The organism is Streptomyces sp. NBC_01013, assembly GCF_045162765.1.
Taxonomy (GTDB): domain Bacteria; phylum Actinomycetota; class Actinomycetes; order Streptomycetales; family Streptomycetaceae; genus Streptomyces.
On sequence record NZ_CP108687.1, the window covers coordinates 6789711 to 6802964 of the forward strand.

Genomic DNA, 13254 nt, shown 5'->3' on the forward strand with positions numbered 1-13254 from the left:
CATGGACCGCCGCATTTTCGGGCTGGAGAACGAGTACGGCGTCACGTGCACGTTCAGGGGACAGCGCCGACTGTCTCCTGATGAAGTGGCGCGCTACCTCTTCCGCCGTGTTGTGTCATGGGGCCGCAGCAGCAATGTCTTTCTGCGGAACGGCGCCCGCCTCTACCTCGACGTGGGATCGCATCCGGAATATGCAACCCCCGAATGCGACAACCTGACCGAGCTGGTCACCCACGACAAGGCCGGCGAGCGCATTCTCGAAGGCCTGCTTGTCGACGCCGAACGCCGCCTGCACGAGGAGGGAATCGCGGGCGACGTCTATCTCTTCAAGAACAACACCGACTCGGCGGGAAACTCCTACGGGTGTCATGAGAACTACCTCGTGGCCCGGCACGGAGAATTCTCCCGGCTCGCGGACATTCTCATTCCCTTCCTCGTCACGAGGCAGCTGATCTGTGGCGCCGGCAAGGTGCTGCAGACCCCGCGGGGCGCGGTCTACTGCGTCAGCCAGCGTGCCGAGCACATCTGGGAGGGCGTCAGCTCCGCGACGACGCGCTCCCGTCCGATCATCAACACCCGCGACGAACCGCACGCGGACGCGGAGCGCTACCGGCGCCTCCACGTCATCGTCGGCGACTCCAACATGTCCGAGACGACGATGCTCCTCAAGGTCGGTGCGACCGACCTGGTGCTCCGCATGATCGAAGCGGGCACGGTGATGCGGGACCTGACCCTGGAGAACCCGATCCGGGCCATCCGCGAGGTCAGCCACGACATCACGGGGCAGCGCAAGGTCCGCCTCGCCAGCGGCCGCGAGGCATCCGCCATAGAGGTGCAGCGCGAGTACTACGAGAAGGCCGTGGACTTCGTGGACCGCCGCGGCATCCGCACGGGCAACGTCGAGAAGGTCCTCGAACTGTGGGGCCGTACGCTCGACGCGATCGAGGCCGAGGACCTCGACCGGATCGGCACCGAGATCGACTGGGTCATGAAGTACAAGCTCATCGAGCGGTACCGGGCCAAGCACAACATGACGATGTCGAATCCGCGGGTCGCCCAGATAGACCTCGCCTACCACGACATCCACCGCCGCCGCGGCCTGTACTACCTGCTCGAACGCAAGGGGCAGGCCGCCCGTATCTGCAACGACCTGAAGATCTTCGAAGGCAAGTCGGTGCCTCCGCAGACGACCAGGGCGCGGCTGCGGGGCGACTTCATCAGGAGGGCGCAGGAGCAGCGGCGGGACTTCACCGTCGACTGGGTGCACCTCAAGCTCAACGACCAGGCGCAGCGCACGGTGTTGTGCAAGGACCCGTTCCGATCCGTCGACGACCGAGTGGAGAAGCTGATCGCGGGTATGTGAGCCGGCGCAGGACGCGCCTCGGCTCTTGAGCGACTCGGGCCCCGTACGTTCCTCGTACGGGGCCCTGCGCACGCCCTAGAGTGTCGGGGACCCCCTGGGGCTGTGTCCCAACAAATGTGTCGTCTGAGATCTGAGGAACCAGTGCGCCGACTTGCCGGCCTTCTCGTCGTCCCCCTGCTGCTGGTGTCAGCGGCCTGCGGTAGCGACGACAAGGGCTCCGACTCCGCTTCCACCTCCGCGTCCGCCCCCACGAAGGGCGGGTTCCCCGCCATCACCGCGGGCGCGAAGTTCGGCGAGAAGCCCACTCTGGCCAAGGGCACGGGAACACCGCCCAAAGAGCTGAAGACCAAGGTCGTCAGTGAGGGGGACGGTGCCACGCTCAAGAACGGCGACGCGATCCAGGTCAACTACCTGGGGCAGGCCTGGGACTCCGACAAGCCGTTCGACAACAGCTTCGACCGCAAGCAGCCGTTCGATCTCACGCTCGGCGCCGGCATGGTCATCCAGGGCTGGGACAAGGGCCTCGTCGGACAGAAGGTCGGCAGCAGGGTCGAGCTGGTCATCCCGCCGGACCTCGGCTACGGAGCGCAGGGCCAGGGCGACATCAAGCCGAACGCCACGCTCGTCTTCGTCGTCGACATCCTGAAGGCGAAGCAGATCCCGGCTTCCGCCAAGGGCACCCCGGTCGCCCAGGACAACGTCGACCTGCCGAAGGTGGGCACGAACACCGACGGCAAGGCGCCGACCCTGACGATCCCCAGCAAGGTCGCACCGCCCAAGAAGCTGGTCTCCAACTACGTCCTGGAGTCCAAGGGCGACGTGGTCAAGGAGACCGACACGGTGGTCGTGAACTACGTCGCCAAGCTGTGGAAGGACGGCAAGGAGTTCGACAACACGTACACCACGGGCAAGACCGCTTCCTTCCCGCTTGCCCAGGTCACCCTCAAGGGGCTCAAGAACGGCCTGATCGGCAAGAAGATCGGCAGCCGCGTGCTGCTCGTCATCCCGCCGGACCAGGGCCTCGGTGACAAGGCGCAGCAGTCCGTCCCCGCGAACTCCACGCTCGTCTTCGCCGTGGACATCCTGGCAAAGATGTAAGACTGTCCCGGTTGCCCAGTTCATCATTTAGAGGAGCAAGTCAGTGAGCATCGAGAAGCCCGAGATCGACTTCCCGGGTGGCGAGCCGCCGGCCGACCTGGAGATCAAGGAGATCTGGGAAGGCGACGGCGCCGTGGCCCAGGCGGGCCAAACCGTCTCCGTCCACTACGTGGGTGTGGCCTTCTCCACCGGCGAGGAATTCGACGCCTCCTGGAACCGGGGCACCCCGCTCCAGTTCCAGCTCGGCGCCGGTCAGGTCATCAAGGGCTGGGACCAGGGCGTGCAGGGCATGAAGGTCGGCGGCCGTCGGCAGCTGACCATCCCCGCGCACCTCGCGTACGGTGACCGCGGCGCCGGCGGCGGCTCGATCGCCCCGGGTGAGACGCTGATCTTCGTCTGCGACCTGGTCGCCGTCTGATCCCGCGCCCCGCGCTCCGAGGGCCCGTGCCGCAAGGCACGGGCCCTCGCTTTTGTCCGGACACCCCGGAGCGGTACGGTCGACGGTCGTAGAGCAAAACAGAAAGGGCGTCGATGGCGATTGCCAAGGCCGAGCGGCTGATGAACCTGGCCCTGTGCCTGCTGGGAACCCGGCGCCCGCTGAGCAAGCGCGAACTGCGCGGTTCCATCGAGGCCTACCTCGAAGCGGGTTCCGACGACGCCTTCAACCGGATGTTCGAGCGCGACAAGGACGATCTGCGCGAGCTCGGTCTGGTCATCGAGACGGTGGAGAACCTGGACGGTGACACCGGCTACCTCGCCCGCCGCGACAGCAACCGGCTGCCCCCGATCACGCTGGACGCGGAGGAGGCCGCAGCCCTCGGACTGGCCGCCAAGGTCTGGCAGCAGGCCCGCCTCGCCGGCGCCGCCAGCGGAGCCCTGCAGAAGCTGCGGGCCGCGGGCATGCCGGAGGCCGAGGACGCCTACGAGGTGCACAGCGCCCTCGAACCCCGTATTCCGGTCCACGAAGCCGCGTTCGAGCCGCTGATGCTGGCCTGCCGCGACCGCCGGCCGGTGACCTTCGACTACCGCAAGGCCAATGCCGCGCGGCCCGAGCAGCGCCAGGTCGAGCCGTGGACGCTGGAATGCTGGCGCGGCCATTGGTACCTGGCCGGCTGGGACCGGGAGCGGGGTGCGGAGCGGGTGTTCCGGCTCTCCCGGATCTCGGGCAAGGTCCGTTCCCGGGCCGGTGCCTTCACCGCCGAGGTGCCCGATGTGGTCACCGTCCGCGAGACCGTCGAGAGCTGGGCGGGGGAGACGGCGACGCGCACGGCGCTGATCAGGCTGCGGGCCGATTCCGGCTACCCGCTGCGGGCCCGGGCGATATCGGTCCGGGAACTCGGTGACGGGTGGGAGGAGTTGGAGATTCCGTACGGCCACGGTCTGGACGCCTGGCTCGTCGAGTTCGGCCCCGACGTCGTCGTACAGGAACCTGCGGATCTGCGGGCCGACGTGGTGGACCGGCTGCGCGCCGTGGCCAAGGACTGAGGGGACCGTATTCATGGCCACGAACGCCATCGACCAGACCCGCCGGATGCTCTCCCTGGTGACGTATCTGCGCGAGCGCCCCGGCGCCCATGTCCAGGACGTCGCCCGGGCCTTCGGGATCACCGAGGACGAGCTGATCTCGGACCTCGACGTCCTGCCCATGTGCGGGACCAGCTTCCGGGGCGGAGACCTGCTGGACATCGACACCGACGGCGACCGGATCTGGTGGCACAACCCGGACGATGTCGCCGAGCCGCTCCGGCTCGCGGCCGACGAGGCGACGGCCCTGCTGGTCGCCGCCCGCGCCGTCGCGACACTGCCCGGACTGCGCGAGAGCGACCGGCAGGCGTTGCTGCGGGCCACCGCCAAGCTGGAAGCGGCCGCCGGTGAGGTGGGGGCCGCGAGTTCCCGGCTCTCGGTCACCTTCGAGTCCGAGGGCGGGGTCTTCGCCGACGTGGACCGGGCGATCTCGGAGCGCCGCCGGCTCTGGCTGCGCTACTACTCGCCCGCGCGTGACGAACTCACCGAGCGCGAGGTGGACCCGATCAGGCTCTTCGCCGTCGGACACACCTACATGGAGGCCTGGTGCCGGTCATCCGAGGACCGGCGTACGTTCCGCCTCGACCGGGTCGCGGAGATCCGGCTGCTCGACGAGCCGGCCGCGCCGCCCGAGCTGGAGCTCCGGGACCTTTCGGAAGGGCTGGTCCAGCCCGCCGCCGAGGACCCGGAGGTCGTGGTCGAGGTCGGACCCGGCGGACGCTGGGTCGCCGAGTACTACCCGCACGACAGCGCCGAGGAACTGCCCGACGGCGGCCTGCGGATCACCCTCCGCACCCCCGACCCGGCCTCTCTGCGCAGGCTCGCACTCCGGCTGGGCGGGGAGGGGCGCATCGTCTCGCCGCCGGAGCTGGCGCGGAGCGCACAGACCGCGGCCCGGGCGGCGCTCGCAGCGTACGACGGCCTGGCCTGAGGGGAGACCTGAGGAGATATGGGCAATATGTCTGTGGTGTCCGGTGTTTCCGACGTGCCCACCGTGGTCGTTCCCGACTCCGTGTGGTTCAAGGCCGCCTGCCCGGAGTGCCGCGCGCGGTTCGAACTGGCGGCGGCGGAATTCCGTCTCGCGATCGGCGCGAGCAACCGGACCACGTTCTACTCCTTCACATGTCCCGCGTGCGACACGTCCGTCCGCCGGCCCGCGGGGGAGCGGATAGTGGAACTCCTCACCGGCGGCGGTGTACGCACGCTGCGCCTGCACACCGGTGCCTGAGACACCACTCCACTCCGGGACCTTCGGACACTAGACACATCGAGGCTCTGCGCATGTTCTGGCCCATGCTCGCCATCGCCCTGGGATTCCTCGGGATCGCCGTCCTGGGCGTGCTGGCCATCAAGGTCTTCGTCGAGGCCCAGCGCCTCGGCCACCAGGTGACACGTACCACTGAGCGCATCAACCGGGCCGCCGAGGACCTGGAACGCGCGGCCACGAATCTCGCCGCAACCGGCGAAACGCTGCGCTGACGGGGCCTGTTCGATCCGGGTGGGCGCGGCCTCCTTTTTCTCAGTGGCGGGGGGTACGCTGCTGGTGACGGCCCTGCAGGAGGTGCGGGCCGCTGTGGAAAGTATGCATAGGCATTGCCTCGCGTTTACTCCCGCGGGTTACGATCGCTCCCAGCGAAATGGTCGGACGTGTGTCCGATCAAGGGCAGCGAGCCCACCTCCAGCCGCCTCAGCGAGAAGGAAGCACATCATGGGCAATCTGAAGCCTCTCGAGATCGTTCTGATCATCGCTGTCATCCTGCTGTTGTTCGGTGCCAAGAAGCTTCCCGACATGGCCCGTTCCCTCGGCAAGTCGGCCCGCATCCTCAAGAGCGAGGCCAAGGCGATGAAGAAGGACGACGAGCCGGTGGCCACCACGGACACGGTCGCCGACCAGGGTGCTCAGCAGCCCGCCGCTGCGCGCACGATCCAGGCCGCTCCCGGTGATGTGACGAGCTCCCGCCCGGTGAACGAAGCGAAGCCCACCACCCAGAGCTGATCGCTGACGGGTCCTCCCGGAAGCTGTCGCACGAGACGAGGGAAGTGGGTTGCTCAAGTCTGCCCGCAAGCAGGAGAAGGACGGCGAGGGGCGCATGCCTCTCGCTGATCACCTGCGTGAGTTGCGTAACCGACTGCTGATCGCGGTCGTGGCGGTCATCGTGATCACGTCGGTCACGGCCTTCTTCTACCAGGACCTGATCGACTTCCTGATCCGGCCCATCCTGGAATCGGTCGGCTGCACCGACGGCCGGAAGATCCAGGCGAACGGCCGCCCCTGTGCCGAGATGACGGTGAGCGGTCTCGTCGCTCCCTTCTCGATCGCCCTCAAGGTCTCCCTCATGGCGGGCGTGGTGTTCTCCACCCCCGTCTGGCTCTACCAGCTCTGGGCGTTCCTGGCACCGGGTCTGCACAAGAACGAGAAGAAGTACGCGCTGACCTTCGTCGGCGCCGGTGTGCCGCTGTTCCTCGTGGGGGCGGCGCTCGCGTACGTCCTGATGCCGCAGACCGCAGAGGTCCTGATCGGCTTCACTCCGGCCAACACGACCAACCTGTTGCCCGTGGACGACTACCTCAACATCATCACGCGCATGGTGATCGTGTTCGGGCTCGCCTTCGAGCTGCCGCTCCTGCTCGTGCTGCTGAACTTCACCGGAGTGCTCACGGCCAAGCGGCTCGCGTCCTGGTGGCGCGCCATGGTCATGGGCATCACGGTCTTCGCCGCAGTGGCCACCCCGACGGGCGACCCGCTGACGATGATCTCGCTGGCGGCACCGATCGTGCTGCTGTACTTCATCGCCCTCGGCATCTGCATCGCCAACGACCGGCGCAGGCGTCGCGGCAACCCCGACGCCGACCTCGACGACGACGAGGCGTCGGACCTGGATCTCACGCCCGCGGACATCGGCGAGATGGAGAACGTGTCGGCCTCGCTGCCGGCGCAGGCGGACGGGGAACCGGACGGCGGACGATCGGCCCGGCGAGACGGTTACGACGACATCACCTGACCTTGTAAGGTCCCCCGGGTGACCAGCGAGATCACCCTTTTCGTCAATCCCACCGCAGGACGCGGCCGGGGCGCGCACGCCGCGCAGCCGGCCGCTTCCGCGTTGCGGGACGCCGGATTCTCCGTCCGCACGGTGCTCGGTGAGGACGCGGACGACGCGTTGCGGCGGGCCCGAGAGGCGGTGGCCGGGGGGACGGGTGCGCTCATAGCCGTCGGGGGGGACGGGATGATGTCCCTCGCCCTCCAGGCAGTCGCCGGGACCCTGACTCCGCTCGGTGTCGTCGCCGTCGGCACGGGCAACGACTTCGCCCGCGCCCTCGGCATGCCGATACGGGATCCGGCCGCGGCGGGACGACTGGCCGCCGAGGCGCTCAAGGGCGGTGCCGTCCGCGACATCGACCTCGGCCGGGTCGGTGAGCGCTGGTTCGGTTCCGTGCTCGCCTCCGGCTTCGACTCCCGCGTCAACGACCGCGGCAACCGGATGCGCTGGATCGGCGGCCGGTTCAAGTACGACCTGGCGATCCTCGTCGAACTCGCCGCCTTCAAGCCCATCACGTACCGCATGAGCCTGGACGGCGGACCGTTCCGGGAGGTCGAGGCGACACTCGTCGCCGTCGGCAACGGATCGACCTACGGTGGCGGCATGCGGATCTGCGCGGACGCCGTCATGGACGACGGCCTCTTCGATGTGACCGTCGTCGGCCCGTGCAGCCGCGCCACGCTCCTCAAGGTGTTCCCCAGGGTCTACAAGGGGACGCACCTGAGCCACCCCGTCGTCACCGTGCACCGGGTCTCCTCCATCGCGCTCGAAGCGGTCGGTGTCACCGCCTACGCGGACGGTGAACCGCTCGGCGCGCTGCCACTGACGGCGACCTGCGTACCGGGTGCGGTCCGGGTGCTGGGCGCCGGTGCTCCCACGGGAATTTAAAGATCGCATCACTGTCGGAGGCGGCGGGTAGGCTCGTGGACAAGATGACAGAGGACCTCTCACCAGCTGAGCGATACCAGGCTTCCAGAATCCGAGCCGCCGAGCAGGCGACCGCGCTCGGACCGTTCCGCGAGATGTACGAGTTCGATCTGGACCCCTATCAGATCGAGGCGTGCAAGGCGCTGGAGGCCGGCAAGGGCGTGCTCGTCGCGGCGCCTACGGGTTCGGGCAAGACGATCGTCGGCGAGTTCGCCGTGCATCTCGCCCTGGCGCAGGGCCGCAAGTGCTTCTACACCACGCCGATCAAGGCCCTGTCCAACCAGAAGTTCGCCGACCTGGTCAAGCGCTACGGCGCCGACAAGGTCGGCCTGCTGACGGGGGACAACAGCGTCAACGCCGACGCGCCGGTGGTCGTCATGACCACCGAAGTGCTCAGGAACATGCTGTACGCGGGCTCCCAGGCGCTGAACGGACTCGGATACGTGGTGATGGACGAGGTGCACTACCTCTCCGACCGCTTCCGGGGCGCCGTCTGGGAGGAAGTGATCATCCACCTCCCCGAATCCGTCACCCTCGTGTCACTGTCGGCGACGGTGTCCAATGCCGAGGAGTTCGGCGACTGGCTGGACACCGTCCGCGGCGACACCCAGGTGATCGTCTCCGAGCACCGGCCGGTCCCGCTCTGGCAGCACGTGCTGGCCGGCCGCCGGATGTACGACCTCTTCGAGGAGGAGAGCGACCACGGCGGCCGCGGCTCCGGACGCCGTGAGGTCAACCCCGACCTGGTCCGGCTCGCCCGCATGGAGAACCAGCGCGGATACAACCCGCGCGAACGCCGCCGCGGGAAGATGGTGCGCGAGGCGGACCGCGAGCGCGAGCGGCGCCAGCGCAGCCGGATCTGGACACCGTCGCGGGCCGAGGTCATCGACCGGCTCGACGCCGAAGGGCTGCTGCCCGCCATCACCTTCATCTTCAGCCGGGCCGGCTGCGAAGCCGCAGTGCAGCAGTGCCTGCATGCAGGGCTGCGGCTCAACGACGAGGACAAGCGCCGGCTGGTCCGGGAAATCGTCGAGCAGCGCACGGCGTCCATCCCCGGCGAGGACCTGCACGTCCTCGGCTACTACGAGTGGCTCGAAGGCCTGGAGCGGGGCATCGCCGCGCACCACGCCGGAATGCTGCCGACCTTCAAGGAGGTCGTCGAGGAGCTCTTCGTGCGCGGCCTCGTCAAGGCCGTCTTCGCGACGGAGACCCTCGCGCTCGGCATCAACATGCCCGCGCGCTCGGTCGTCCTGGAGAAGCTCGTCAAGTGGAACGGCGAGCAGCACGCCGACATCACCCCCGGCGAGTACACCCAGCTCACCGGGCGGGCCGGCCGGCGTGGCATCGACGTCGAGGGCCACGCGGTGGTCCTCTGGCAGCGCGGCATGGACCCGGGCGCGCTGGCCGGACTCGCGGGCACCCGGACGTATCCGCTGCGCTCCAGCTTCCGCCCCTCGTACAACATGGCGGTCAACCTGGTGCAGCAGTTCGGGCGTCACCGCTCGCGCGAATTGCTGGAGACGTCCTTCGCCCAGTTCCAGGCGGACCGGTCGGTCGTCGGGATCTCCCGCCAGGTCCAGAAGAACGAGGAAGGCCTGGAGGGCTACCGGGAAGGCATGACCTGCCACCTCGGTGACTTCGAGGAGTACGCGCGGCTGCGCCGCGATCTCAAGGACCGTGAGACGGAGCTCGCCAAACAGGGCGCCTCACAGCGGCGGGCCGCGGCATCGGCGTCCCTGGAGAAGCTCAAGCCCGGCGACGTCATCCACGTGCCCACCGGCAAGTTCGCCGGTCTGGCGCTCGTCCTCGACCCGGGGCTGCCGGCCGGGCGCACCAATGGGCACGGGCACCGCGGGCTCGAATACCACGACGGGCCACGGCCCTTGGTGCTGACGGCGGAGCGTCAGGTGAAGCGGCTGGCCTCGATCGACTTCCCGGTGCCGGTCGAGGCGCTGGAGCGGATGCGCGTCCCGAAGTCGTTCAACCCGCGCTCGCCCCAGTCGCGCCGCGACCTGGCGTCCGCGCTGCGCACCAAGGCCGGACACATCGTGCCGGACCGGCACCGCCGCGAGCGGTCCGTTGCCGCGGACGACCGCGAGATCGCGCGCTACCGGGCCGAGCTGCGCGCCCACCCCTGTCACGGGTGCGACGAGCGCGAGGACCACGCGCGATGGGCCGAGCGCTATCACCGGCTGCAGCGGGACACCCAGCAGCTGGAGCGCCGGATCGAGGGGCGGACGAACACGATCGCCCGCACCTTCGACCGGATCGTGGCCCTGCTCACCGAGCTCGACTACCTGCGGGGCAGCGAGGTCACCGAGCACGGGCGGCGGCTGGCCCGGCTGTACGGCGAACTGGACCTGCTGGCGAGTGAATGCCTGCGGGCAGGCGTGTGGGAGGGCCTCAACCCCGCCGAACTCGCGGCATGCGTCTCGGCCTTGGTCTACGAGGCGCGGCAGTCGGATGACGCGGTGGCGCCGAAGCTGCCGTCCGGCCCGGCGAAGACCGCGATGGGCGAGATGGTCCGGATCTGGGGGCGGCTCGACGCCCTGGAAGAGGACTTCAAGATCAACCAGGCGGAAGGGGTCGGCCAGCGCGAGCCCGATCTCGGGTTCGCCTGGGCGGTGTACATGTGGGCGTCCGGACGGACGCTGGACGAGGTGCTGCGCGAGGCGGAGATGCCGGCGGGGGACTTCGTGCGGTGGTGCAAGCAGGTGATCGACGTGCTGGGGCAGGTGGCTGCCGCGGCGCCGCGCGAGGGTAGTTCGGTCGGAAGGAACGCGCGGAAGGCGGTCGACGAGGTGTTGCGGGGCGTGGTGGCTTACAGCTCTGTGGGGTGAGGCGCGGTGCGGTGCACGGTGCGTTGCCGTGGCCGGACCGGGTGCGCCTGGCCGGGCCGGTACCCGTGTCATGGAGCCGGACATCGGCCGGGCCCGCGTTCAGCGGGTCCGGCCGACGGTGGTGCTTCCTCCTGTCATACAGGGCTAAGGCCTTTCGTTCGGATCGTGCCGGCCTCGCAGGGCCCGGCCTGATCCGAACGAAAGACCCTAGGTGCGGCCCTTGGTGCCGCTCTTCATCGACGCGCCGGCGCAGACCAGCCCCAGCAGCACGGCCAGGCCGCCGATGATGACGTTGTTGAGCACGACGCCCATGTCCGGGCTACTGCCCACCACCCAGGGCGAGATGATCATCCATGCGCCCATCGCACAGATGGCCCAGCTCAGGCCGTACATCCGCTGGGGCATCACGGTGAATCCCAGCCCCAGCACGGCGATCGCGATGCCCATGATCAGGTTGTGCGTCACGAGAGGCGCCTGGGACGTCGTGAAGTGCAGCACCCACGGCGAGATGGCACAGTACAGACCGACCAGGAACACCGGCCCGTCCACGAGCGCCACGTCGCGGCCACCCAGCATCCGGTCGTAGCGGTCCCGCATCTCGGAGACGTCGGGGTGTCCGGCCATGTCATGGCCGGTATGCGAGACGTTTGACATGAGTTCGTCTCCTTCGATCCTGCAGACCGAGCCCTCGGTTGATCCGATATGTGGCCTGCTATGCCATTCTGCTCTTATCTGTCGCTTATGTGTAGATTCAAGGCAGCTGAATATCCGCAGGATCCGCATCGGTCCACCCGCGCTCCAGCCGCCCGGCGAGCGCGACCAGATCCGGGGTGCGCAGCACGCGTTCGCCGGACCCCGGCAGAGGGACGTGCAGGAGACCGGTCCAGCGCGACGGGATGGCTCCGAAGCCGTACACCGCGCCCGCCAGGGCCCCCGTCACCGCCGCCACCGTATCGGTGTCGCCACCCGCGTCTATCGCCGATGCAAGTGCGTCCTCGTACGACCGGGTCGTGCGCAGGGCCCACAGCGCGGTGCCCAGGCAGGGCCACACCGCGCCGTTGAACTCCGTCGCCAGGTCCGGATGCCAGGCGGGTGCGAGAACCCCGGCCCAGCGCTCGCGGTGATCAGGGTGGACGGCGGCCAACGCGCCCGGGACAGCCGCGAGCGGGTCGGCACCCGACAGTGCGACCCGGATCAGCTCGTGCAGCACGGCGGTGCCCTCCCAGGCCGCCCGGTCGCCGTGCGTCAGCGCGGCGATCCGTCGGGCGGCGTCCATGGTGGCGGACCGTGCGTCCGCCTCGGGCTGCCCGGCCGCGGCGAAGTACACCGCGGAGCCGGCGGCGCGCATCAGTGAACCGTTGCCCGCCGCCCGGCCGTTGACCTGGAAGTGCAGGGCCGCAGCGATGTCCCAGGGGTCACCGCTGGTCAGGACGGCCTCTGCCTGCAGGCCTATGTCCTTCGGCTCGCCCGCCGCCCACCGCCGGAAGCGGTCGAACAGGTCGGGCAGGTCGAGACCGCCGCGCTCCAGCAGGGACTCCGCGACGAGGACGGCCATCTGTGTGTCGTCCGTCGCCTCGCCCGGGTCCCAGCCGCCGCCCCCGCACATCGTGCCGACACCGTCCGGGAAGCGGGCCGTGCAGACACCCGCCGGACCGAACTCGAACGGCGCGCCCAGCGCGTCGCCCACCGCCGATCCGACCACCGCGCCCGCCGCCCGGTCCTGCCTGTTCGCCGATTTCATCGGATCAGCGTACGGAGGGGTCCGTCCGGGGCGGGCGCGGGAGGCTGCTACTTGGCCGGCATCAGCACCGTGTCGACGATGTAGACCGTCGCGTTGGCGGTCCGGACGTTGCCGCAGACGACCTTGGAGGAGTTGTTCACGGTGTACGCCATGTCCGAACCGGACGTCGTCAGCTCGCTCTTCTCCAGGGTGTCGAAAGATCCCTTCTCCAGCTGCTCAGGCGTCAGCTTCTGGCCCACCACGTGATAGGTGAGCACCTTGGTGAGCGCGGCCTTGTCGGCGAGGAGCTTGTCCAGGTCGGCCTTCGGGACCTTGGCGAAGGCGTCGTTGGTCGGGGCGAACACCGTGATGTTCTGTGCGTTGTTCAGTGTGTCGACCAGGCCGGCCTTCTTGACCGCGGTGACGAGTGTGGACAGTGCCGGATTGTTCGAGGCGGCCGTGGCGACCGGGTCCTTCGCCATACCGTCGAAGGAGCCCGCGCCGTCCTTCGGCACCGTCGAGCAGGCCGGACCGAAGGGCTCGTTCATGGGAGTCGTGGCGTCGGCGGGAGTCGAGGCCTTGTCCGATGCCTTCGCCGAGCTCGCGGAGGAGCCGGACGCGCTGTCCTCGGAGTCGCTGGAGCAGGCCGTCAGGGCCAGGGGCAGGACGACCGCGGCGGTGAGCGCGACGGCGGCGCGACGGGCGTGGATGACCTTCATGATGTTCTCCTGGTGCAGATGG

General features: G+C 69.0%; 14 protein-coding genes. 11 read left to right on the top strand and 3 right to left on the bottom strand.

Going from position 1 to position 13254, the window contains the following annotated elements; translation table 11 throughout:
• Position 1: 1 nt before the first annotated feature.
• The 11 genes from pafA (at position 2) to OG538_RS29630 (ending at position 10793) form a co-directional block, all read left to right on the top strand.
• Entirely contained in the window at positions 2-1363 is a 1362-nt protein-coding gene (pafA, locus tag OG538_RS29580) for a Pup--protein ligase (protein WP_123468669.1), read from the top strand.
• Positions 1364-1504: 141 nt separating this feature from the next.
• On the top strand, positions 1505-2461 hold the full coding sequence (locus OG538_RS29585; RefSeq protein ID WP_406098500.1) for an FKBP-type peptidyl-prolyl cis-trans isomerase: 957 nt from the start codon (positions 1505-1507) through the stop codon (positions 2459-2461).
• 43 nt (positions 2462-2504) lie between these two features.
• Positions 2505-2879 carry an FKBP-type peptidyl-prolyl cis-trans isomerase gene (locus tag OG538_RS29590; RefSeq protein ID WP_326664071.1) on the top strand — a complete coding sequence of 125 codons (375 nt, stop codon included), beginning with the start codon at positions 2505-2507 and terminating at the stop codon, positions 2877-2879.
• 113 nt (positions 2880-2992) lie between these two features.
• Positions 2993-3946: a helix-turn-helix transcriptional regulator gene (locus tag OG538_RS29595; protein ID WP_406098501.1), complete on the top strand. Its 954-nt coding sequence runs from the start codon at positions 2993-2995 to the stop codon at positions 3944-3946.
• Between the two features lie 13 nt (positions 3947-3959).
• Positions 3960-4916: a helix-turn-helix transcriptional regulator gene (locus tag OG538_RS29600; protein ID WP_406098502.1), complete on the top strand. Its 957-nt coding sequence runs from the start codon at positions 3960-3962 to the stop codon at positions 4914-4916.
• A gap of 18 nt (positions 4917-4934) precedes the next feature.
• Positions 4935-5213 carry a hypothetical protein gene (locus OG538_RS29605; protein WP_406098503.1) on the top strand — a complete coding sequence of 93 codons (279 nt, stop codon included), beginning with the start codon at positions 4935-4937 and terminating at the stop codon, positions 5211-5213.
• 53 nt (positions 5214-5266) lie between these two features.
• Complete coding sequence (locus OG538_RS29610; RefSeq protein WP_406098504.1) at positions 5267-5464, top strand: hypothetical protein; 198 nt, start codon at positions 5267-5269, stop codon at positions 5462-5464.
• A gap of 226 nt (positions 5465-5690) precedes the next feature.
• The gene (gene tatA / locus OG538_RS29615; RefSeq protein WP_359143882.1) at positions 5691-5981 is read left to right on the top strand and encodes a Sec-independent protein translocase subunit TatA; all 291 of its coding nucleotides are present in this window, start codon (positions 5691-5693) and stop codon (positions 5979-5981) included.
• Positions 5982-6030: 49 nt separating this feature from the next.
• Positions 6031-6987, top strand: coding sequence for a twin-arginine translocase subunit TatC (gene tatC / locus OG538_RS29620; RefSeq protein ID WP_406098505.1), 957 nt, complete (start codon positions 6031-6033; stop codon positions 6985-6987).
• Between the two features lie 18 nt (positions 6988-7005).
• Positions 7006-7914, top strand: coding sequence for a diacylglycerol kinase (locus tag OG538_RS29625; protein ID WP_406098506.1), 909 nt, complete (start codon positions 7006-7008; stop codon positions 7912-7914).
• A 44-nt stretch (positions 7915-7958) separates the two neighbouring features.
• The gene (locus OG538_RS29630; RefSeq protein WP_406098507.1) at positions 7959-10793 is read left to right on the top strand and encodes a DEAD/DEAH box helicase; all 2835 of its coding nucleotides are present in this window, start codon (positions 7959-7961) and stop codon (positions 10791-10793) included.
• Positions 10794-11000: 207 nt separating this feature from the next.
• Here OG538_RS29630 and OG538_RS29635 read toward each other — a convergent pair whose 3' ends face one another.
• The 3 genes from OG538_RS29635 to OG538_RS29645 form a co-directional block, all read right to left on the bottom strand.
• Positions 11001-11447 (bottom strand): SPW repeat protein, encoded by a 447-nt coding sequence (locus tag OG538_RS29635; protein ID WP_406098508.1) that lies wholly within the window; start codon positions 11445-11447, stop codon positions 11001-11003.
• 97 nt (positions 11448-11544) lie between these two features.
• Positions 11545-12534: an ADP-ribosylglycohydrolase family protein gene (locus OG538_RS29640; RefSeq protein WP_406098509.1), complete on the bottom strand. Its 990-nt coding sequence runs from the start codon at positions 12532-12534 to the stop codon at positions 11545-11547.
• Positions 12535-12581: 47 nt separating this feature from the next.
• Positions 12582-13232: a fasciclin domain-containing protein gene (locus OG538_RS29645; RefSeq protein WP_406098510.1), complete on the bottom strand. Its 651-nt coding sequence runs from the start codon at positions 13230-13232 to the stop codon at positions 12582-12584.
• Positions 13233-13254: the final 22 nt, after the last annotated feature.